The sequence below is a fragment of the Aeromonas sp. S41-2 genome, assembly GCF_027705845.1.
Lineage (GTDB): Bacteria > Pseudomonadota > Gammaproteobacteria > Enterobacterales > Aeromonadaceae > Aeromonas > Aeromonas hydrophila.
The window spans coordinates 42,502-63,212 of the sequence record NZ_JAPDCG010000007.1 but is presented as its reverse complement, the minus strand read 5'-3'; the positions used below and the strand labels follow the sequence as shown (position 1 = coordinate 63,212).

General features: G+C 62.7%; 19 protein-coding genes. 14 read left to right on the top strand and 5 right to left on the bottom strand.

The genetic code is table 11. The annotated features are described in order from the left end of the window. Positions 1-314: 314 nt before the first annotated feature. The 6 genes from pntA (at position 315) to OKC44_RS16375 (ending at position 8,794) form a co-directional block, all read left to right on the top strand. The gene (gene pntA / locus OKC44_RS16400; protein WP_270814133.1) at positions 315-1,841 is read left to right on the top strand and encodes a Re/Si-specific NAD(P)(+) transhydrogenase subunit alpha; all 1,527 of its coding nucleotides are present in this window, start codon (positions 315-317) and stop codon (positions 1,839-1,841) included. 11 nt (positions 1,842-1,852) lie between these two features. After that, positions 1,853-3,337: a Re/Si-specific NAD(P)(+) transhydrogenase subunit beta gene (pntB, locus tag OKC44_RS16395; protein ID WP_011707742.1), complete on the top strand. Its 1,485-nt coding sequence runs from the start codon at positions 1,853-1,855 to the stop codon at positions 3,335-3,337. Between the two features lie 96 nt (positions 3,338-3,433). Then, complete coding sequence (locus OKC44_RS16390) at positions 3,434-4,186, top strand: substrate-binding periplasmic protein (protein WP_029304922.1); 753 nt, start codon at positions 3,434-3,436, stop codon at positions 4,184-4,186. Between the two features lie 311 nt (positions 4,187-4,497). Next, the gene (locus OKC44_RS16385) at positions 4,498-5,805 is read left to right on the top strand and encodes an L-cysteine desulfidase family protein (protein ID WP_270814131.1); all 1,308 of its coding nucleotides are present in this window, start codon (positions 4,498-4,500) and stop codon (positions 5,803-5,805) included. A 165-nt stretch (positions 5,806-5,970) separates the two neighbouring features. Beyond that, complete coding sequence (locus tag OKC44_RS16380) at positions 5,971-7,371, top strand: L-cystine transporter (protein WP_029304921.1); 1,401 nt, start codon at positions 5,971-5,973, stop codon at positions 7,369-7,371. Positions 7,372-7,465: 94 nt separating this feature from the next. Further along, entirely contained in the window at positions 7,466-8,794 is a 1,329-nt protein-coding gene (locus tag OKC44_RS16375; protein ID WP_270814127.1) for a CoA-disulfide reductase, read from the top strand. Positions 8,795-8,942: 148 nt separating this feature from the next. On the opposite strand, the gene OKC44_RS16370 is transcribed toward OKC44_RS16375, so the two are convergent. Next, positions 8,943-9,698: an outer membrane protein assembly factor BamD gene (locus OKC44_RS16370; RefSeq protein ID WP_017409782.1), complete on the bottom strand. Its 756-nt coding sequence runs from the start codon at positions 9,696-9,698 to the stop codon at positions 8,943-8,945. 117 nt (positions 9,699-9,815) lie between these two features. On the opposite strand from OKC44_RS16370, the gene rluD reads away from it, so the two are divergent. From rluD to OKC44_RS16350, 4 genes are all read left to right on the top strand, one after another. Continuing rightward, positions 9,816-10,796: a 23S rRNA pseudouridine(1911/1915/1917) synthase RluD gene (gene rluD, locus OKC44_RS16365; protein ID WP_270814126.1), complete on the top strand. Its 981-nt coding sequence runs from the start codon at positions 9,816-9,818 to the stop codon at positions 10,794-10,796. 118 nt (positions 10,797-10,914) lie between these two features. After that, positions 10,915-11,652, top strand: coding sequence for a peptidoglycan editing factor PgeF (pgeF, locus tag OKC44_RS16360; protein WP_270814123.1), 738 nt, complete (start codon positions 10,915-10,917; stop codon positions 11,650-11,652). 273 nt (positions 11,653-11,925) lie between these two features. Next, complete coding sequence (gene clpB, locus OKC44_RS16355) at positions 11,926-14,499, top strand: ATP-dependent chaperone ClpB (RefSeq protein WP_024945187.1); 2,574 nt, start codon at positions 11,926-11,928, stop codon at positions 14,497-14,499. 60 nt (positions 14,500-14,559) lie between these two features. After that, on the top strand, positions 14,560-15,384 hold the full coding sequence (locus tag OKC44_RS16350; protein ID WP_270814118.1) for an MBL fold metallo-hydrolase: 825 nt from the start codon (positions 14,560-14,562) through the stop codon (positions 15,382-15,384). A 209-nt stretch (positions 15,385-15,593) separates the two neighbouring features. Here the strand turns inward: OKC44_RS16350 and asnA are convergent, their stop codons facing one another. Next, on the bottom strand, positions 15,594-16,586 hold the full coding sequence (gene asnA, locus OKC44_RS16345; protein WP_016352287.1) for an aspartate--ammonia ligase: 993 nt from the start codon (positions 16,584-16,586) through the stop codon (positions 15,594-15,596). Positions 16,587-16,739: 153 nt separating this feature from the next. Here asnA and asnC point away from each other — a divergent pair, with 153 nt between their 5' ends. Beyond that, the gene (asnC, locus tag OKC44_RS16340; RefSeq protein ID WP_011707730.1) at positions 16,740-17,201 is read left to right on the top strand and encodes a transcriptional regulator AsnC; all 462 of its coding nucleotides are present in this window, start codon (positions 16,740-16,742) and stop codon (positions 17,199-17,201) included. A gap of 94 nt (positions 17,202-17,295) precedes the next feature. On the opposite strand, the gene OKC44_RS16335 is transcribed toward asnC, so the two are convergent. Continuing rightward, a complete protein-coding gene (locus tag OKC44_RS16335; RefSeq protein ID WP_118880195.1) occupies positions 17,296-18,060 on the bottom strand; it encodes a substrate-binding periplasmic protein in 765 nt (254 codons plus the stop codon). Positions 18,061-18,145: 85 nt separating this feature from the next. Between OKC44_RS16335 and OKC44_RS16330 the strand changes: the two genes are divergently transcribed. Beyond that, entirely contained in the window at positions 18,146-18,682 is a 537-nt protein-coding gene (locus tag OKC44_RS16330; RefSeq protein ID WP_041216795.1) for a DUF2301 domain-containing membrane protein, read from the top strand. On the opposite strand, the gene OKC44_RS16325 is transcribed toward OKC44_RS16330, so the two are convergent. Further along, positions 18,679-19,083 carry a CBS domain-containing protein gene (locus tag OKC44_RS16325; protein ID WP_017409789.1) on the bottom strand — a complete coding sequence of 135 codons (405 nt, stop codon included), beginning with the start codon at positions 19,081-19,083 and terminating at the stop codon, positions 18,679-18,681. The two genes, OKC44_RS16330 and OKC44_RS16325, sit on opposite strands and share 4 nt — an antisense overlap. Positions 19,084-19,202: 119 nt before the next feature. On the opposite strand from OKC44_RS16325, the gene OKC44_RS16320 reads away from it, so the two are divergent. After that, on the top strand, positions 19,203-19,907 hold the full coding sequence (locus OKC44_RS16320) for an SDR family oxidoreductase (protein WP_227290517.1): 705 nt from the start codon (positions 19,203-19,205) through the stop codon (positions 19,905-19,907). 3 nt (positions 19,908-19,910) lie between these two features. Here OKC44_RS16320 and OKC44_RS16315 read toward each other — a convergent pair whose 3' ends face one another. Next, entirely contained in the window at positions 19,911-20,426 is a 516-nt protein-coding gene (locus OKC44_RS16315) for a 2-amino-4-hydroxy-6-hydroxymethyldihydropteridine diphosphokinase (RefSeq protein ID WP_011707725.1), read from the bottom strand. A gap of 129 nt (positions 20,427-20,555) precedes the next feature. Between OKC44_RS16315 and cydH the strand changes: the two genes are divergently transcribed. Continuing rightward, complete coding sequence (cydH, locus tag OKC44_RS16310; RefSeq protein ID WP_017409791.1) at positions 20,556-20,648, top strand: cytochrome bd-I oxidase subunit CydH; 93 nt, start codon at positions 20,556-20,558, stop codon at positions 20,646-20,648. Positions 20,649-20,711: the final 63 nt, after the last annotated feature.

Sequence of the window (20,711 nt, the reverse complement as noted above, 5' to 3'; positions counted from 1 at the left end):
GACTGGTTGGATCACTTTTTCCAGCGCTTTTTACTGGTATAAGTCGCTAATTTGGTTTGTTTTTTTAAATCAGGGTCCGGGACGGGCTGAATTCTGTACGCGCCCCGCCGGGACTGCGGTTGTAATAAAACTCCAAAATTTGATACTAATCACCTTCGCGCCTGAAAAGCGGGGGCCTGGCCATGACAGGAGGTTGAGGTAAAGCCTACTGATTTTCATAACAAAGGGCCCGTGACCTGCACTTTGGTCATGTCTTGTTTCGCCAGAAATGCGACACTGGGCAGCGATTGTTTATTAACCATCAGGGAATAGTCATGCAGATTGGAATACCGAGAGAGAGTCTCGCCGGTGAGACCCGGGTCGCAGCGACCCCGGCCACCGTTGAGCAGCTGAAAAAGCTCGGCTTCGAGGTCGCCATCGAGGCCGGTGCCGGCCTGCTGGCCAGCTTCGATGATGCCGCCTTCGAGGCTGCCGGTGCCAGCGTGGTGCCGAGCGTCTGGCAAGCCGACCTCATCTTCAAGGTCAATGCGCCGACCGATGCCGAGATCGCACAAATTAAAGATGGTGCCACCCTGGTGAGCTTCATCTGGCCTGCCCAGAACCCTGAGCTGGTCAAGAAGCTGTCCGCGCGCAACATCAATGTGATGGCGATGGACATGGTGCCGCGGATCTCCCGTGCCCAGTCCCTCGATGCCCTCTCCTCCATGGCCAACATCGGTGGCTATCGCGCCGTGGTTGAGGCCGCGCACCAGTTTGGTCGCTTCTTCACCGGCCAAATCACCGCAGCCGGCAAGGTGCCGCCCGCCAAGGTACTGGTGATCGGTGCCGGCGTCGCCGGTCTGGCCGCCATCGGTACTGCCGGTTCCCTCGGTGCCATCGTGCGTGCGTTCGATACCCGTCTGGAAGTGGCCGAGCAGATCGAGTCCATGGGTGGCGAGTTCCTCAAGCTGGACTTCGGTGGCGAGGATGGCTCCTCCTCCGACGGTTACGCCAAGGTGATGAGCGAAGAGTTCATCGCGGCCGAGATGGCGCTGTTTGCCCAGCAAGCCAAGGAAGTGGACATCATCATCACTACCGCCCTGATCCCGGGCAAGCCGGCACCCAAGCTGATCACCAAAGAGATGGTGGACAGCATGAAGCCGGGCTCGGTGATCGTGGACATGGCTGCCCAGGCTGGCGGCAACTGCGAATACACTGTGCCGGGTGAACTGCATGTCACCGGCAACGGCGTCAAGGTGATCGGTTACACCGATCTGCCGGGCCGCCTGCCTGCCCAATCCTCCCAGCTCTACGGTACCAACCTGGTCAACCTGATGAAGCTGATGTGCAAGGAGAAGGACGGCAACGTCGCCATCAACTTCGAAGACGTGGTGCAGCGCAACATGACGGTGATCCAGGCCGGTGAAGTGACCTTCCCGCCGCCCGCCATCTCGGTCTCTGCCGCCCCGCAAAAACCGGCTGCCGCCAAACCGGCCGCCAAGAAGGAAGCGGCCAAGCCCTCCAACAAGAAGTTCGTGTTCGGTGCCCTCGGCATCGCCGCCTTCGGTTGGGTTGCTGCCGTGGCGCCTGCGGCGTTCCTCTCCCACTTCACCGTATTCATCCTGGCCTGTGTGGTCGGTTACTACGTGGTGTGGAACGTCTCTCACGCCCTGCACACGCCGCTGATGTCGGTCACCAATGCCATCTCCGGCATTATCGTGGTCGGTGCCCTGCTGCAGATTGGGCAAGGGTCGACCCTGGTCACCGCATTGGCCTTCATCGCCGTGCTGATTGCCAGTATCAACATCTTCGGTGGCTTCACCGTCACTCAGCGCATGCTGAAGATGTTCCGTAAGGATTAAGGGGGTTTAACGTGTCTCAAGGACTGGTAACAGCATCCTATATCGTTGCCGCCGTGCTCTTCATCCTCAGTCTCGCGGGACTGTCGAAGCAAGAGACGGCCAAGCATGGCAACCTGTTCGGTATCGCGGGGATGGCCATCGCCCTGCTCGCGACCGTGTTCAACCCGGAGACCAGTGGCGTGCACTGGATCATTCTGGCCATGGTGATCGGCGGTGCCATCGGCGTGCGTCTGGCGCTCAAGGTCGAGATGACCGAGATGCCCGAGCTGGTGGCCGTGCTGCACAGCTTCGTGGGTATGGCGGCCGTGCTGGTGGGCTTCAACAGCTTCATCGATCTGCACCCCTCCGCACCGGCTGAAGTGGTCGTGTCTGTTGGCTCGAACCTGGATGCCACCCTGGCAGCCGCCCGTGCGGCGTTCGAGCAGGCGGCCAGCGTCGCCCAGGTCGAGCACCTCTCCGGCGCCATGCTGAACATCCATCTGGTCGAGATCTTCCTCGGCGTCTTCATCGGTGCGGTGACCTTCACCGGTTCCGTGGTGGCGTTTGGCAAGCTGCGTGGTCTCATCTCCTCCAAGCCGCTGATGCTGCCGCATCGCCACAAGCTGAACCTGCTGGCCGTGGTCGCCTCGCTGGCGCTGATGGTCTACTTCGTCAACGCGGGCGGTTCTACCTTCGCCCTGCTGGTGATGACCCTGATCGCCTTCGCCTTCGGCTGGCACCTGGTGGCCTCCATCGGTGGCGCCGACATGCCGGTAGTGGTCTCCATGCTGAACTCCTACTCCGGTTGGGCGGCGGCGGCGGCGGGCTTCATGCTCTCCAATGACCTGCTGATCGTGGTGGGTGCGCTGGTGGGTTCCTCCGGTGCGATCCTCTCCTACATCATGTGCAAGGCGATGAACCGCTCCTTCATCTCGGTGATCGCCGGTGGCTTCGGCTCCGACGGCGTGGCCTCCACGGCCGACCAGGAGATGGGCGAATACCGCGAAACCAGCGCCGAAGACGTGGCTGACCTGCTGAAGAACTCCAGCTCCGTCATCATCACCCCGGGCTACGGCATGGCGGTGGCGCAGGCCCAGTACCCGGTGGCTGAAATCACCCAGAAGCTGCGTGATCGCGGCGTCAAGGTGCGCTTCGGTATCCACCCGGTGGCCGGTCGTCTGCCAGGCCACATGAACGTGCTGCTGGCGGAAGCGAAAGTCCCGTATGACATCGTGCTGGAAATGGACGAGATCAACGAAGACTTCAGCGATACCGACACCGTGCTGGTGATCGGTGCCAACGACACCGTCAACCCGGCCGCCATGGAAGATCCGGGCAGCCCCATCGCCGGCATGCCGGTGCTGGAAGTGTGGAAGGCGCAGAACGTCATCGGCTTCAAGCGCTCCATGAACACTGGCTATGCCGGCGTGCAGAACCCGCTGTTCTTCAAGGAGAACACCCAGATGCTGTTTGGCGATGCCAAGGCCAGCGTCGAGGCTATCCTGAAAGCGCTGTAAGCGCCGGAGAGGAAAGCAAAAAAGGAGGCTCCGGCCTCCTTTTTTATTACTCACTTTTTGGTATATCCTCAGCCAATACACAGAGGAGATCACTGCATGGTGTGGCGTAAAGGATGGATCCTGCTTTGCCTCTGGTGGGGGTGGGCGGCACAGGCGAGCGAGCCACCGACCCTGACCCTGCTGACCGAGCTGTGGCCGCCCTATGTGATGCGGCTCGATGATGGCAGCCTGGGCGGTGCCGATCTGGAGCTGGCCCGCACCGTGCTCAAACGGATGGGTTACCGGACCACGGTCAAGGTACTGCCCTGGAAGCGGGTGCTGCAGGAGGCCAGGCTCCAGCGTGGCGATGCCATCGTCGATGCCTTCTTCGAAGAGCGCCGGCTGGAGTGGTTGCACTATCCGGATGAACCCCTCTCCCAGAGCGGGGAGGTGCTCTTCTTCCCATTCGCCAGGCCCGTCGACTTCCAGGGGCTGGCCAGTCTCAAGGGGCTGCGTATCGGTACCCAGGCTGACTACGCCTACGGTGAGGAATTCCTCACCTCGGCCCTGTTTACCCGGGTGGCCATGACCGGGGAGAGCAACATGATCAAGCAGTTGCACCTGATGATGGCGGGGCGGCTCGATGGGGTCGTGATGAACCAGATGGTGGGCCGTTACCTGCTCAAGGGGCAGGGGCTGCAGGATCAGGTCGGCCATAGCGAAAAACTGGTGAGCGAGAGCAATCGAAATTTTCTCGCCTTTACCCACAGGCCCGGCAACGAGCGGCTGGCCTATCAGTTCTCCCTCGCCCTCAAGGCCTTCAAGCAGACCCCTGAATATCAATCCCTGCTGACCCGTTACGGGCTCTGACTCCTTCCGCTGCCGGCTGAACCAGGTCGGCAGCGACCTGCCGTGCGCTTGTTCACATTTTGTGGCACTTCACCGCCAGTTGGGCATAATGCCTGCGCAAAAAGCGAAGCGGCTCAAATTTATTTGAGTCCTATTGCTTTAGAGTTACCAAAAGTTGATCGGATTGCCCAACGACTCAGGCGGCCCCGATCATTGGCTCGGCCCTCGACCGGCTGCAGCCGACCCGGCATCTCCCGCCATACTGGTTATATGTCGCTCCGCCATTGTGGAGCGGACAGCACAATGACAAGCCCGCATCGGGCACCGTGAACATGAGACACATCGCAATGAAAGCACAATGGACCGACTTTATTACCCTGCTCAAGCGTGAAGTGGTGCCGGCCCTTGGCTGCACCGAACCCATGTCGGTGGCGCTGGCGGCGGCCAACTGCCGCAAGCTGCTGGGGCAGGTGCCGACTCGCGTCAGCGTCTGGGTCAGCGGCAATCTGTTCAAGAACGGCATGGGGGTCGGTGTGCCGGGTACCGGGATGATAGGTCTGCCGGTGGCGGCTGCCGTCGGCATCACCGGTGGCAACCCGGATGCCGGGCTGGAGGTGCTCAAGACTCTCACGCCGGAGCAGGTCGACGCCGCCAAGGCGCTGCTGCCTGCCATCAAGGTGGATGTGAAGGACGTGCCGGACGTGCTCTACGCCGAGGTGCTGGCAGAGGTAGAGGGACACAGTGCCCGGGTGGTGATCTGTACTGACCACACCCGCATCATCCTGATGGAGCGTGACGGCGAGGTACTGATGGCGCAGGACAGCGCCCCGGGCGTGCAGATCCAGGCCGCCCCTTCCAGCAAGCCAGCCATGACCCTGCGCGAGATTGTCGAGTTCGCCCTGCAGGTACCGCTGGCCGAGATCGACTTCATCCGCGAGGCGGCTACCATGAACCAGGCGCTGGCGGACGAAGGGCTGCAGGGCTATGGCCTGCGCATCGGCAAGATCCTCACCGAGCAGGTGGAGCGCAAGCTGCTCTCCGATGACCTGATGACCCTGGCCATGCGCTTGTCGTCTGCCGCCTCCGATGCGCGGATGGATGGCGCCATGCTGCCCGCCATGTCCAACTCGGGCTCCGGCAACCAGGGCATTGCCGCCACCATGCCGGTGGTGGCAGCCGCCCGTTTCCTTCAGGCGAGCGACGAGCAGCTGACCCGGGCGCTGGTGATGAGCCACCTGGTGGCCATCTACATCAAGACTTACCAGAACAAGCTGTCGGCCCTCTGTGCCGCCAGCACCGCCGCCATGGGGGCGGGGGCCGCCATCACCTGGCTGCTGGGCGGCCAGTTCGAGCAAATTAGTCACTGCATCAACAACATGATCGGCGACGTTTCCGGTATCATCTGCGACGGCGCGGGCAGCGCCTGTTCCATGAAGGTCTCTACCTCCACCTCGGCGGCGGTCAAATCGTCGCTGATGGCCATCAACAACCTGCACGTGCCCCAGAGCGAAGGCATCGTCTCCGACGATGTGGATCAGACCATCGCCAACCTGGGTCGCCTCTCCAAACAGGGGATGCTGGATACCGATATCGAGATCATCAACATCATGCGGGCCAAGCAACAAGGCAAGGCCGAGTGATGCAAGAGGGTGGCGCAGGCCACCCTCCGTTTTTCTGCCTGCTGACGCCACCCCGGCCACACCGGGGGGCGGGCCGCCACGATGCGGCGCGTTTCAGGGGAGAGTGCGCACTGGGCACTCGCCCGTACATCTCGGGCCCGGCCCGATCATTTGGGGAATATCGTCATGACTCTTAGCGTTATAGGTAATCTGGCCATCCTGGTCATGTTGCTGCTGTTTCTCTATCGGTTGCAGCAAACCCACGTCAGCTTCACCCGCCGGGTCTTCTCGGGGCTGGGGCTGGGCATCCTGTTCGGCGCCGCCCTGCAGCTGCTCTACGGCGCCGGCTCCGACGTGCTGGTACAGACCGGCGACTACCTGGACATCGTCGGCAGCGGCTACGTGAAGCTGCTGCAGATGATCATCACGCCGCTCATCATGGTCTCCATCATCGGCGCCATCCTCAAGCTCAACGGCGGCACCGCGCTCGGCAAGATCAGCGCCATGACCATAGGCGTGCTGATCTTCACCACCATGATTGCCGCCGGGGCGGGCATCCTGATGTCCAACCTGTTCGGCCTGACCGCCGAGGGGCTCACCGCCGGCGCCGCCGAGACCGCTCGTGGTGCGGCCCTGCAGACCACCCTCGGCAGCGTCGAGAGCATGTCCTTTGCCAAGATGGTGCTGGAGTTCATCCCGGCCAACCCCTTCCTCGACATGACGGGCGCGCGCAAGACCTCCACCATCGCCGTGGTGATCTTCTCCATCTTCATCGGTTTGTCGGCCACCGGCATCGCCCGCAAGAAGCCGGAGATCTTCGCGAGCTTCGGCCACTTCATGCAGGTTGCCCACGTCATCGTGATGCGGATGGTGACCCTGGTGCTGCGCCTCACCCCCTACGGCGTGCTGGCGCTGATGACCAAGGTGGTGTCCGGCTCCAACTACGCTGACATCCTCAATCTGCTCAGCTTCGTCATGGCTTCCTACGGCGCCATCGCCATCATGTTTGCGGTGCACCTGCTGCTGGTGAGTCTGGTGGGCATCAACCCGGCTCGCTTCCTGAAGAAGATCATGCCGGTACTGGCCTTTGCCTTCACCTCCCGCACCAGTGCGGGCTCGATCCCGATGAACGTGCAGACCCAGACCAAGGCGCTCGGCATTCCTGAGGGGATCGCCAACTTCGCCGCCTCGTTCGGTTCGACCATCGGCCAGAACGGCTGCGCCGGCATCTATCCGGCCATGTTGGCGGTCATGATTGCGCCGACTGTGGGGGTCAACCCCATGGATCCGGGCTTCATCATGACCCTGATCGCCATCATCACCGTCAGCTCGTTCGGGGTGGCCGGCATTGGTGGCGGTGCCACCTTTGCCGCCTTGATCGTGCTCTCCGCGCTGGACTTCCCGGTGGCGCTGGCCGGTCTGCTCATCTCCATCGAGCCGCTGATCGACATGGGCCGTACCGCCCTCAACGTCTCCGGCTCCATCACCGCCGGTACCGTCACCAGCCGTTTGCTGGGGGAGACCGACATGGCGGTGTTCAACAGCGAGCACGAGGTGTGTCTGGACGGCGAAGAGTCCACCATCTAATCCGTCTGTCCGGGGGAGTCGACTCTTGCCCCGGCGAGTGACCAATGAAGAGCGGGGAGGGCATGCCCTCCCCGTTGCATGGAAAGGAGCGAGTATGAGAATCGTGATCATCGGTGGCGAAGCCGCCGGCATGAGTGCGGCGGCCAAGGCGCGCCGGCTGGCCAAAGAGGCCGAGATAGTGGTGTATGAGGCGTCCGAGGTGATCTCCTTCGGTGCCTGCGGTCTGCCCTATTTCGTTGGCGACGAGTTTCAGGAGCCCGGCTACATGGCCGAGTTCACCCCGGAGCAGTTCGCCGCCAAGGGGGTCGAGGTCAAGACCGGCCATCGGGTGCTGGGCCTGGATGCTGCCGCGCAGACGCTGAAGGTCGAACATAACGGCGACACCTTCACCGATCGTTACGATCGGCTGATGATCGCCACCGGCGCCCGCGAAGTGATGCCCCCCATCCCCGGCCTTCAGCAGGAGGGGGTATTCGGCCTGCGCCGGATGGCCGACGGGTTGGCCCTCAAGGCCGCCGTGCAGGACAAGGCCAACAGCCGTGCCCTGGTGATCGGCTCCGGCTTTATCGGGCTGGAGGTGGTGGAGGCACTGGTGCATCAGGGTAAAGAGGTGCGCCTCATCGAGCTGGCGGAGCGGGTCATCCCCGACGCGTTTGATGGCGAGATCACCCAGCATATCGAGACTGAACTGCGCGAGCAGGGGGTCTCTCTCCATCTTGGCGAGCGAGTTGAAGCGCTACTGGGGGAGGGCCGGGTGACCGGCGTGCGTACCAGCCATGGCGAGTACGAGGCCGACATAGTGGTCGTCTGCACCGGGGTCAAACCCAACACCGAGTTTCTGGCCGATACCGGCATCGAGCGGCTCGGCAACGGCGCCATCAAGGTGGACCGGCAGGGGCGCAGTTCGCTGGCCAACGTCTGGTCGGCCGGTGACTGTGCCAGCGTCTGGCACGCCGTGAAGCAGCAGCAGGTCTATGTGCCGCTCGCCACCATCGCCAACAAGCTGGGCCGCATGGTGGGCGAGAACCTGGCGGGGGCCGAGCAGGAGTTCCCGGGCACCCTCGGCTCTGCCGCGCTCAAGGTGCTGGGGCTGGAGGCGGGCCGTACCGGCCTCTCCGAGCAGGAAGCCAAGGCGATGGGCATCGATTACCGCACCGTGGTGATCAAGGACAAGTGCCACACCAACTACTGCCCGGGCCAGTCCGACATTCACGTCAAGCTGGTCTACGAGGCGGGCAGCAAGCGGCTGCTGGGGGGCCAGATCCTCGGTCGCAAGGGGGCGGTACACCGCATCGATGCGCTGGCGGTCGCCATCACCATGGGGGTGACCACCGAGCAGCTCGGCATGCTGGACTTTGCCTATGCGCCGCCCTTCTCCCGCACCTGGGATGTGCTCAACGTGGCGGGCAACGTCGCCAAGTAACGCACGGCATGACGGCGTGGCTGATGTGCGCCGTCTCTCCCTATGCCGCCGGCACGGGGGGAAGGGGCTGATGGTCATGTCATCCATGAAAAGCGCCCATAAAAAAACCGGAGCCAGTGGCTCCGGTTTTTCATTGCGTTGCTGCGAGTCAGCCGCGGCCGAGACGATTGTCCGGGTAGTTCTTGGCCAGCACTTCGCGGGCATGCTGGGCCAGGGTCGGCATCTTCAGGCTGTCGTAGGAGTTGATCATGATCTCCAGCGCCTTCTCGGTTTCGGCCGTGTCGGGATAGGTCTCGACGATCAGCTTGGCGCGGTTGGCGGCGGCAATCAGCGCATCGCGCTTCACGTAGTACTCGGCCACGCTCAGGTCGTAACGGGCAAGCCGGTTCTTCAGACCGATCATGCGGGCACGGGCATCGGCGGCATAGACGCTGTTGGGATAGTTCTGCAACAGGGTCTTGAAGTCCTGGAAGGCCTGACGGGCATAGGAGGGGTCTTTGTCGTCCCGATTGATGCCCAGGAAGTCCTGGAAGAAGTTGTAATCGCCGGCCATGTTGGTCAGACCGCGCATGTAGAATACGTAGTCGATATTTTTATGCGCCGGATTGAGGCGGATAAAACGGTCGATATTGGCGATCGCCTGGGCAGTATCATCCTGCTTGTAGTAGGCGTAAATGAGGTCGAGCTGAACCTGATTGGAGTAGGCGCCGAAAGGATAGCGCGAGTCCAAAGCTTCCAGTAACTCGATAGCATTCAGGTAGTTACCGGCATCCAGCTTGAGGCGTGCTTTCTGGTACAGGGTCTCCGGCGGTTCGTCCGGTACCTTGGGTTTGGTGCTGGAACAGCCTGTGATCAAGGTAGCGACCAAGGCGAGCGACATCAGCAGGTGAGACTTCTTTCCCATCAACAACATCCGGTCCATTTCCACGAAATTGGCAAAGTATCCGTTATGCTTGGCTAAAAGAAAAGCTAGAATACCCGGATTATTTCGAATTGATACCCCCCGCTCAAGAGACCATACATGAGCCAGCATATTGAACTGACAGGCGAATTCCAGGATCACCAATTCGGGCAGCGACTCGACCAGGCCCTGGCCGAATTGTTTCCAGACTACTCCCGCACCCGCATCAAGGAGTGGATTTTACAGGACAGAGTGACCCTGGATGGTCAGGTTGCCAATACCCCGCGCGAGAAAGTGCTGGCCGGGCAGAAGGTACATGTGGATGTCGAGCTGGCGGATGATACCCGTTGGGATGCCCAGAACATCGAGCTCAACATCGTCTATGAAGATGAACACATTCTGGTGATCGACAAGCCGGCCGGTCTGGTGGTTCATCCGGGCGCCGGCACGCCGGATGGCACCATTCTCAACGCCCTGCTGCACCGCTACCCCGCCATCGCCGAGGTGCCTCGTGCCGGTATCGTGCACCGTCTGGATAAAGACACCACGGGGCTGATGGTGGTCGCCAAGACCATCCCGGCCCAGACCCACCTGGTGGAAGCGCTGCAGGCGCGCCAGATCACCCGTGAGTACGAAGCCATCGCCATCGGTCACATGACCGCCGGCGGCACCGTCGATGCCCCCATCGGCCGTCACCCGACCCAGCGTACCCACATGGCCGTGGTGCCCAATGGGCGCGAGTCCGTCACTCACTACCGAGTGCACGAGAAGTTCCGTGGCCACACCCGTCTGCGACTGCGACTGGAAACCGGTCGTACCCACCAGATCCGTGTCCACATGGCCCACATCAAGCACCCGCTGGTGGGGGATCCCGCTTACGGTGGCCGTCTGCGTCTGCTGCGCAACGCCACCCCCGAGCTGACCGAGGCTCTGCGTGGCTTCCATCGTCAGGCACTGCATGCCACCATGCTGAAGCTGGCGCACCCCATCATGGGTGAAGTGATGGAATGGCACTCCCCCACGCCGCAGGACATGCTGGACCTGATGGAAGTGCTGCGAGCCGATACCCTGGCCAATCCGGACGATCTGGTCTGGAACTGATGAAGAGGGCGGCTCTGCGACGATTCCTGCCGTAACCCGCCCTGCATGACCTGATATGGGGCCCCTTGACTGGTTGCAGCCAAGGGGCCCCGTTTTATATGAAGGAAAGGAGCCACAGATGAAATGGATCGAACCCGACTGGCCGGCACCGGCCAAGGTCAGCGCCCTGTCGACCACCCGTGACGGCGGTATCAGCGAGGGGGTCTTTGCCGGCCTCAACCTGGGGGCCCACGTGGGGGACGAGCCGGCACGGGTCGAGGCCAATCGGACCCGGCTGCAGCAGGCGGCGGGGATCCCCGGCACGCTCAACTGGCTCAATCAGGTGCACGGTACCGCGGTGCATCCCGTCAGCCGCGACTACGGCTGTGCGCCGGATGCGGATGCCGCCTGCGCCCGTGAGGCGGGTCAGGCCTGCATCGTGATGACCGCCGACTGCCTGCCGGTGTTGTTCTGCGATCGGGCCGGCACCGTGGTGGCCGCCGCTCACGCCGGCTGGCGCGGGCTGCAGGGTGGCGTGCTGGAGGCGAGTATCGCCGCCATGGGCTGCGAGCCGGGCGAGATCCTGGCCTGGCTTGGCCCGGCCATCGGCCCCACTGCGTTTGAAGTGGGTGGTGAGGTGCGCGAGGCCTTTATGGCCGAGCAGGCCGAGGCGGTGGCTGCCTTCATCCCTTCGCCCAACGAAGGGAAATGGCTGGCGGATATCTACCAGCTGGCCCGGCTGCGCCTAGCACGCGCCGGTGTCACCGCCGTCTATGGTGGCGAATACTGCACCTTCAGCGACAGCGAGCAGTTCTACTCTTATCGTCGCAACGGCCAGACCGGTCGGATGGCCTCGATTATCTGGCTGGCTGAGTAAGTGTCTGGGGAAGTTCCCTCATACAGCGAGCAGTGCTACTGCCCATGTCGTCGCAATGGCCAGACCGGTCGCATGGCCTCGATTATCTGGCTGGCGCCCTGACGACGCTCCCCGCCCTGCTTCTTGCCGGGCGGGGATCCTGCCGGCTTTCCGATTTGCAGAAAAAATAACCAGCTCCGCCCCTTGAAATAGTCCGTACGGGCCTCATCTTTCATCTCAGAAAGTTATGTTGTTTGCCGCGCAAGCGGCGTCTGTCTTGAAAGGGGGAGTGCAATGCGCCTCGATCGCCTGACCAGCAAATTCCAGATTGCTATTTCCGATGCCCAGTCTTTGGCACTGGGTCGTGACCACCAATTCATCGAACCCGTTCACCTGATGACCGCCCTGGTCAATCAGGATGGCGGCTCCATCCGTCCGCTGCTCACCCTGACCGGGATGGACATCAATTCCCTGCGCTCGCGTCTCGGCGAGGAGCTGGATCGCCTGCCGCGCGTCAGCGGCGTGGAAGGGGACGTGCAGCTCTCCAACGGCCTCGGCCGGCTGCTGAACGTCTGCGACAAGCTGGCTCAGCAGCGCAAGGATCAGTTCATCTCATCCGAACTGTTCGTGCTGGCGGCCCTCGACGAGAAGGGGACGCTGGGCGAGCTGCTGCGTGCCCAGGGGTTGACCAAGGAGAAACTAGAAGCGGCCATCGACAAGGTGCGTGGCGGCAAGAAGGTGGAAGATGCCAACGCCGAGGAGAATCGCCAGGCGCTGGAGAAATACACCATCGATCTGACCGAGCGGGCCGAGATCGGCAAGCTCGACCCGGTGATCGGCCGGGATGACGAGATCCGCCGCACCATCCAGGTGCTGCAACGCCGCACCAAGAACAACCCGGTGCTGATCGGTGCCCCCGGCGTCGGCAAGACCGCCATCGTCGAAGGGCTGGCCCAGCGCATCATCAATGGCGAGGTGCCGGAGGGGCTGAAGAACAAGCGGGTGCTGTCGCTCGACATGGGGGCGCTGGTGGCCGGTGCCAAGTATCGCGGCGAGTTCGAAGAGCGGCTCAAGGCCGTGCTCAACGATCTGGCCAAGGAGGAGGGCAACGTCATCCTCTTCATCGACGAACTGCACACCATGGTCGGCGCCGGCAAGGGTGAGGGCGCCATGGATGCGGGCAACATGCTCAAACCGGCGCTGGCTCGTGGCGACCTGCACTGCGTCGGTGCCACCACCCTGGATGAGTACCGCCAGTACATCGAGAAGGATGCCGCGCTGGAGCGCCGTTTCCAGAAGGTGCTGGTGGAGGAGCCGAGCGTGGAGGACACCATCGCCATCCTGCGCGGCCTGAAGGAGCGTTACGAACTGCACCACCACGTGCAGATCACCGACCCCGCCATTGTGGCTGCGGCCCAGCTGTCGCACCGCTACATCGCGGATCGCCAGCTGCCGGACAAGGCCATCGACCTCATCGACGAGGCGGCGGCCAGCATCCGGCTGCAGATCGACTCCAAGCCCGAGTCCCTCGACCGGCTCGAGCGGCGCATCATCCAGCTCAAGCTGGAGCAGCAGGCGCTGATGAAGGAGGATGATGACGCCAGCCGCAAACGGCTCGAGCTGATCAATCAGGAAATCAGCGAAAAAGATCGGGAATACAACGAGCTGGATGAGGTGTGGAAGGCCGAGAAGGCCGCCCTCGCCGGCACCCAGCACATCAAGGCGGCCCTCGAGCAGGCCCGTCAGGATCTCGACGTGGCGCGCCGCGCAGGCGACCTGGGCCGCATGTCCGAGCTGCAGTACGGCCGCATTCCGGAGCTGGAGAAACAGCTGGATCTCGCCACCCAGGCCGAGATGCAGGAGACCAGCCTGCTGCGCAACCGGGTCACCGATGTGGAGATCGCCGATGTCTTGGCCCGCTGGACCGGCATTCCGGTAGCCCGCATGCTGGAAGGGGAGCGCGACAAGCTGCTGCGGATGGAAGATCAGCTGCACAGCCGGGTGATCGGCCAGGAGGAGGCGGTCGAGGCGGTTTCCAACGCCATTCGCCGCTCCCGTGCCGGGCTGTCCGATCCGAACCGCCCCATCGGCTCCTTCCTGTTCCTGGGGCCCACCGGGGTGGGCAAGACCGAGCTGTGCAAGGCGCTGGCCGAGTTCCTGTTCGATACCCAGGACGCCATGGTGCGGATCGACATGTCGGAGTTCATGGAGAAACACAGCGTGGCCCGTCTGGTGGGGGCACCTCCGGGATACGTGGGTTACGAGGAGGGCGGTTATCTGACCGAGGCGGTACGCCGTCGCCCCTACTCGGTGATCCTGCTGGATGAAGTGGAGAAGGCACACCCTGACGTGTTCAACATCCTGCTGCAGGTGCTGGACGATGGCCGCCTGACCGATGGTCAGGGTCGTACCGTCGATTTTCGCAACTCGGTGGTGATCATGACCTCCAACCTCGGGTCGGATCTCATTCAGGAGCACCACTCCGAGAAGGATTACGACGAGATGAAGGGCATGCTGATGGAGGTGCTGACCCGCAGCTTCCGGCCGGAGTTCATCAACCGGATCGACGAGACCGTGGTGTTCCATCCGCTCGGCGAGGAGCACATCAAGTCCATCGCCCGCATCCAGCTCAAGAGCCTGATGGGTCGACTGGAGGCCCAGGGTTACGAGGTGGAGGTGAGCGAGGCGCTGCTCGAGAAGCTGGTGCACGCCGGGTTCGATCCCGTCTACGGGGCGCGTCCCCTCAAGCGGGCGATCCAGCACAAGGTGGAGAACCCGCTGGCGCAGGCGCTGCTCTCCGGCCGTATCGTGCCGGGCAAAAAACTGGTGCTGGGGGCCGACAGCAACGGCCTCACCATGACCCAGTAACGGGATTGTCGATGAAAAACGCAGGCCTCGTGCCTGCGTTTTGTTTTCAGGGGGAGCGAGATGCTGAAGTTTTCCGTGCTGGTGGATGACGACGTTCATCTGCCTGGCTGTCTGCCCGAGCGAGGGTTGGCGTTGCTGCTGGAGTGTGACGGCCTCAGGGTGCTGTTCGACAGCGGCCGTGGCCGGGCGCTGTGCCACAACGCCGCCGTGATGGGGATCGATCTCGCCTCGCTCACCCATGTGGTGCTCTCCCACGGTCATTACGACCACGTGGGCGGGGTCGGCTCGCTGCCTGCCTATCCAAGACCCATCCCGCTCATCGCCTGTCCGGATGTGTTCTGCGAGCGGGGCTACTTCCTGTCGCTGCCCTTCTGGCGGCGCAACCTCTATCGCCTGTCGGGGGAGCTGGCTCGGGAGGATCTGCCGGCCAAAGGCTTGCTCCCCCACTGCTCGGCCGAGCCGGTGTGGCTCTCGGATCGTCTGGTGTTCCTCGGCAGCATTGTGCGGCGCGACCGGGCAGCGCCTTCGCTGCTCGGCTACATAGTGCGGGGTGGGCGGGTGGAGAAAGACCTCATCAGCGACGACTCGGCGCTGGCCTACAAGAGCGAGCAGGGGCTTATCGTCTTTATCGGCTGCGGTCACGCCGGGGTCGAGAACATCATCGAGCGGGCCAAGGAGGTGTGTAGTGACGAGCGGATCCACGCCGTCATCGGTGGCCTGCACCTGAAGTTTTCCGGCCCACAGCGGGCGGTGGCGCTCGGTGCCTATCTGCAGGAAGAGGCGGTGGATCAGTTGTTTGCCTGCCACTGCACTGGCAGCAGAAAGGCGGGGTTGCCGCGCCAGTGCCAGATCGGGGCAGGTTTTGAGCACAGGTTTTCGGTGTAAAAAAACGGCAATCCGAAGATTGCCGGGAGGAATGTAGTGAAGCGACCTGACGTGGGTTGAGCGGGTCGCAGGGGCAAGCCCCCGATTGCGAAGCGCGGCCACTGCTGGCCTCGCCTCTTACAGCCTGCCGGGGATGCGCTCGCTCAACCCCGATGGCCACCTGCCTGTTGCCATGCCGGCGGCGATGACGCCGGCATGACCTTCATTCGTTACAGCATGCCTTGCACGGCGGCTTTCATCTCGGCCGGCCAGACGCCGACCTGGACCTGGCCGATGTGCTCTTTTTGCAGCAGCAGCATGGCCAGACGGGATTGGCCGATGCCGCCGCCGATGGTTTGCGGCATCCGTGCGGCCAGCAGATCCTGGTGCCAGTCGTACTGCAGGCGATCTTCGTCGCCGGTGATGGCCAGCTGACGGCGCAGCGCCTCGGCGTCGACCCGGATCCCCATGGAGGAGATCTCGAAGCTGTCTTGCAGTACCGGGTTCCACACCAGGATGTCACCGTTCAGACCGGCCAGTCCCAGCTCGCTGTGGCTGCTCCAGTCGTCGTAGTCCGGGGCACGCACGTCGTGGCGCTCGCCGTGGGAGAGGGCACCGCCGATACCGATCAGGAACACGGCACCCAGCTCCTTGGCGATGGCCCGCTCGCGCCCCTTGGCATCGAGGTCCGGGTAGCGGGTCAGCAGCTCTTCGCTGTGCAGGAACTGGATCTCGGCCGGCAGGAAGGGGGTCAGCTCGTGCTCGGCACAGACCGCGCGCTCGGTAGCCTTGATGGCGGCCCAGATGCCGCGCACGGTTTCCTGCAGGTAGGCCAGATCGCGGCGCTCGCTCGGCATCACCTTCTCCCAGTCCCACTGATCCACGTAGACGGAGTGGATGGGGGTGAGGCGATCCTCGTCCGGACGCAGCGCCTTCATGTGGGTGTAGATGCCTTCGCCCGGGCCGAAACCGAAGCGACCCAGGGTCTGGCGCTTCCATTTGGCCAGTGAATGGACCACTTCGTAGCTGTGCTCCGGCAGGGTCTTCACCTTGACCTGCACCGCATTCTCGTGGCCAGAGAGGTTGTCTTGAGTGCCATCACCGACCCGGCTCAGGATGGGGGCTTGCACCTCCATCAGACCCAGTTGCTGGGCGAGTTGGCGGGAGAACATCTCTTTGACGAAGCTGATCTGTTGCTGGCTGCGAATGTAGTGCTGTTTCATGCTGAATACCTGTCTTGAACCCGTTGGATGTGAGGATTCTTCAACAGATTGCCAACTAAATTCAATATTCGATAATAGAAATAGGTTTTGTGTGTTTTTTTCTTCAAAATACACCGGTAATTAATGATGAATCATCAAAGGGAGTGCAAAAAAGTGCCGGAAAATTATCGGATCGATAATCTCGATCAGGCCATCCTCACCGCCCTGATGGAGAATGCGCGCATTCCCTATGCCGAGCTTGCCAAACAACTGCTGGTCAGCCCGGGCACCATCCATGTGCGGGTGGAAAAGATGAAGCAGGCGGGCATCATCGAGGGAACGCGGGTGCAGGTGAACCCCAAGAAGCTGGGCTACGACGTCTGCTGCTTCATCGGCATCAATCTGAAGAGCGCCAAGGATTACCCCTCGGCGCTGGCCAAGCTGCAGGCGCTGGACGAAGTGGTGGAGGCCTACTACACCACGGGCCACTACAGCATCTTCATGAAGGTGATGACCCGCTCCATCGACGAGTTGCAGACGGTGCTGATCCACAAGATCCAGACCATCGACGAGATCCAGTCCACCGAGACGTTAATCTCGCTGCAAAACCCGATCTTGCGAGATGTGAAGCCTTAAGGACTGAGGGACGCGGGAGATCCATTTCACATGCGAAACCCGGATTTCACTGCAGTGCCGGATATTGCGAGGCGTTCAGCCCTGACGGTCGGGATCAGGGCTCGATATAGGGGATGCCGTACTGGTCGTAGATGGCCTTGAGCCGGCCGTCGCGCTTCATGCGCAGCAGCTCGGCGTCGTAGGCCGCCATCAGGGCCGGGGTAGTGGCATCGGCCCTGGCCTTGGTCCAGACGGTGTAGTAAGGGCTGGCCTTGAGCGGCTTGGGAAGGTAATCGAGTTTGCCCTCCAGCCCCTCCTCCTTGATCTGGGCGAAAGCGGTGACCAGCGGCATGGGCACCACGTCGATACGCCCGGCGATCAGCTTGCGCAGTTGCAGCTGGTTGATGGGGATCTCCTGGAAGTGATAGGCCGGGTCGGCGAGGGCGGCGGTCAGCTCCGGGGTATAGGAGAAATCCTTGGTGATGCCGATGCGCCAGGGTTTGAGGTCCGCCAGCGTGTCGTAGCGGATCTTCAGCAGGTCGGCCTTGCGCACGAAGAAGTGCCAGCTGTGGCGCAGGTGGGCCTGCTGCGGGTAGAGCAGATAGCGCTCCCGCTCCGGCTTGTAGGAGTGGGTCATCACCAGGTCGTACACCCCGGTTTCGGCGTTGCGGGTCAGCCGGGCGCCAGAGTCGGTCAGCTCGATGCGGATGGGAATGCGCAGCTTGCCGAAGATGGTGCTGACCACGTCCACGTCCAGACCATGGGGAACGCCCTGTGCATCCAGATACTTCAGCGGCGGCTCCAGGGTGCCACCGATGATCAACTCTTTGGCCTGCAGCCAGAGGGGGAACAACAGGCAGAGCAGAATGAATCTTCGCAAACCACATCTCCTGCACGGAATAGGGAATCGCTCGCGGGCATAATTCAAGTATATTGGCCCCTACCTGCAACAGAGGCGACCGCCGATGGCAAACCCTGAAATTGAAAGCGAGCTGGACGGCATCGACAGAGTGTCGGTCTGCCTCTATCGCCTTGGCTTGAGTCTGGCAGCCTTGCTGCTGCTGTGTCGAGGGGCAAGCCTGCTGCTCGGGCAGGATTTTTTGGCGCCGGCGAGCTGGCTGGTGGCGCTGGCCGTGGCCAGCGGGGTATGCGGGTTATGCCTGCATGTCTATGACAAGCGCATTCGCTTTGTGCTGCAGGGGCTGGGCTGGGGCGCCCTGCTGCTCAGTGCGAGCGGGGCGCCGGATGTGCTGGTGCTGGGGGCGGCGTTGGCCACGCTGGCGGGGCTGGCCTTCAAGGAGCAGTTCTGCTTCGCCATTCCGGGGATCAGGGCGGTCCCCTTGCTGCTGCCCCTGTTGTGGCTGCTGGAGCTGGCCGGCATCGGCTGGGCCGCCGCCCTGGTGGCGCTGGTGTGCGGGTTGCTGCTCTGTCTGCTCTCCCTGGCCAAGTGGCGCATGCCGCTGCACTTCGATATCGGCGACAAGGGGCGCTACCAGATCTAGGTGGGCAGGCAGCCCTTCATCTGGGCGTTGAGGGCCTGCATGACCTGTCGGCGGCTGATGATGCCGACAACCCGGTTCCCCTCCAGCACCGGATAGACCTTGGGCCTGGCCTCGGTCATCTGGCGAGCCAGATCCAGTATGCTGTCATCCGGGCTGACCGAGAGCGGTGTCCGGCTCATCAGGTCCTCGACCCGGGTGCGGGTGTCGCAGTGATAGCTGCCGGTGAGCAGGCTCGGGATGCAATCCTGCTCGGAGAGAAAACCGATCAGCCGCTGCTGCGGGTCCAGCACTGGCAGGCCGCTCAAGCCTGAGTCATGCAGCCGGTCCAGCGCCTCGGCCAGGCCGAGCTGCGGGGTGAGGGAGTGGTTCGAACGGCTCATGTGATCGCGGATCTGTAACATGGAAGTGGCTCCGTAAGGTGGCAATGGCGCCACTATGCCCGCCGGGTGGCGGTCACGGCCAATGGCTTGTGCCGTGGGGATCGATAGGTATCCCCCGGCCGGACAATCAAGGAGAGGGTATGCGTGCATTGGTGACAGGGTGTGGCCGCCGGCTTGGTTTCTATCTGTGCGAACAGCTGGTGGCGGCGGGTTGGCAGGTGACGGGCAGCTATCGCAGCGAACGACCCGAGTTGGCGCGACTGCGGGCGCTGGGGGTCGAGCTGGTGCAGGCGGATTTCGCGCGCGAGGAGGAGGTCGGCACGCTGATCGAGGCGCTGGCGGTCCATCAGGATCTGGCGCTGGTGATCCACAACGCCTCGGCGTTTGAGCCGCAGGCGGCGGATCCGGCGGCGCAGCTGGCCCAGTTTGATCAGTTCTATCGGGTGCACATGGCTGCCCCCTTCCAGCTAAACCGCGCGCTGGCGCCCCAGCTGGCGCACAACGCCAATGCCGGCATCATCCACATCACCGACATCTACATCCACGCGCCGGCGCCCCAGTTTGCCAGCTATGTGGCCACCAAGGCGGGAGCCCACTCGCTGGCCATGAGCTTTGCCCGCGAGCTGGCACCGGCCGTTCGGGTCAACACCATAGAGCCGGGCCCCATCCTGTTTCTCGACGAGCATGGCGAGGCATGGCGTCAGCAGGTGCTGGCGAAGACGCCGCTGGCGCGGGAAGGGGGGCTGGAGCCCATCTGGCAGGCGGTTCAGCTGTTGATGCAGAACGACTACATGACCGGGGCCAGCATCCGGGTGGATGGCGGCCGCAGTCTGGCCGTCATCTAGGGGTCAGCGCAGGAGCGCGGCCGGGGTCGCCATCTCCTGCTGCAGGGCGATGGGGGCGAGGCCGACCTGGCGCTCCTCGATCACCTTGCCCGCCATCAAGCGGGTGTGCAGCGGCAGGGTCACCTTGCGATCATGCACCTGGCCACGGCCATAGAGCTCCGCCAGCAGTTCGTCGAGATAGGCATCGACCCGGGCGGTGGAGAAGTCATCGCTCTGGCTGCTGGCCAGAATGTCGATGTCCAGCGGCCGGTCCAGCACCTTGCAGCGCGGATCGCTGCGATCCCGGCCGTGGGCCAGCTCCATGGCGACGAAGTGTGCCTTGAGCTGGTGCGGTGCCAGTTCGCTCTCGGCGACGAACAGGCAGTTGAGGAAATCATGGCTGGAGTGCATCCCGACCGGCTTGGTCTGGATCACCGAGCTCAGCTGCAGGCGGCCAAAGTGAACGAGCAGCTCGCCGACCGCCTGACTGACGTGCTGATGGGGGTCAAGATTCGATCCAATGCTACACAGATAGAACATGTCACCGGTCCTTGGATGGGGCTCATCTGAAATTCATACACAGCTCACGGTTATCGGGTTAACTATGCATTAACATCGGTTTGTCTGTTGTGATCAGGCTCTATCATCTTGGCAAGAAAGGAGGTTTGCATGAGCGTGGAACTGAAATGGGCACTGCTGACCGCATCTGGCGCGTTGGCCATGATCCTGATTATCTGTGTGGCATCCGTCGGTTTGGCGTGATGCCCAAGCTGCAGCATGAACCGGCCCTCTGGCCGGTTTTGCTTTTTGGGGGAGTGCAGATAT

Coding starts and splice junctions, on each gene's coding strand:
- OKC44_RS16390 (WP_029304922.1), top strand. CDS start 3,434: ATGGTGTGGCGTAAAGGATGGATCCTGCTTTGCCTCTGGTGGGGGTGG.
- OKC44_RS16385 (WP_270814131.1), top strand. CDS start 4,498: ATGAGACACATCGCAATGAAAGCACAATGGACCGACTTTATTACCCTG.
- OKC44_RS16325 (WP_017409789.1), bottom strand. CDS start 19,083: ATGTTACAGATCCGCGATCACATGAGCCGTTCGAACCACTCCCTCACC.
- pntA (WP_270814133.1), top strand. CDS start 315: ATGCAGATTGGAATACCGAGAGAGAGTCTCGCCGGTGAGACCCGGGTC.
- OKC44_RS16315 (WP_011707725.1), bottom strand. CDS start 20,426: ATGTTCTATCTGTGTAGCATTGGATCGAATCTTGACCCCCATCAGCAC.
- OKC44_RS16350 (WP_270814118.1), top strand. CDS start 14,560: ATGCTGAAGTTTTCCGTGCTGGTGGATGACGACGTTCATCTGCCTGGC.
- OKC44_RS16375 (WP_270814127.1), top strand. CDS start 7,466: ATGAGAATCGTGATCATCGGTGGCGAAGCCGCCGGCATGAGTGCGGCG.
- asnA (WP_016352287.1), bottom strand. CDS start 16,586: ATGAAACAGCACTACATTCGCAGCCAGCAACAGATCAGCTTCGTCAAA.
- OKC44_RS16370 (WP_017409782.1), bottom strand. CDS start 9,698: ATGGGAAAGAAGTCTCACCTGCTGATGTCGCTCGCCTTGGTCGCTACC.
- OKC44_RS16320 (WP_227290517.1), top strand. CDS start 19,203: ATGCGTGCATTGGTGACAGGGTGTGGCCGCCGGCTTGGTTTCTATCTG.
- rluD (WP_270814126.1), top strand. CDS start 9,816: ATGAGCCAGCATATTGAACTGACAGGCGAATTCCAGGATCACCAATTC.
- pgeF (WP_270814123.1), top strand. CDS start 10,915: ATGAAATGGATCGAACCCGACTGGCCGGCACCGGCCAAGGTCAGCGCC.
- OKC44_RS16330 (WP_041216795.1), top strand. CDS start 18,146: ATGGCAAACCCTGAAATTGAAAGCGAGCTGGACGGCATCGACAGAGTG.
- clpB (WP_024945187.1), top strand. CDS start 11,926: ATGCGCCTCGATCGCCTGACCAGCAAATTCCAGATTGCTATTTCCGAT.
- OKC44_RS16380 (WP_029304921.1), top strand. CDS start 5,971: ATGACTCTTAGCGTTATAGGTAATCTGGCCATCCTGGTCATGTTGCTG.
- cydH (WP_017409791.1), top strand. CDS start 20,556: ATGAGCGTGGAACTGAAATGGGCACTGCTGACCGCATCTGGCGCGTTG.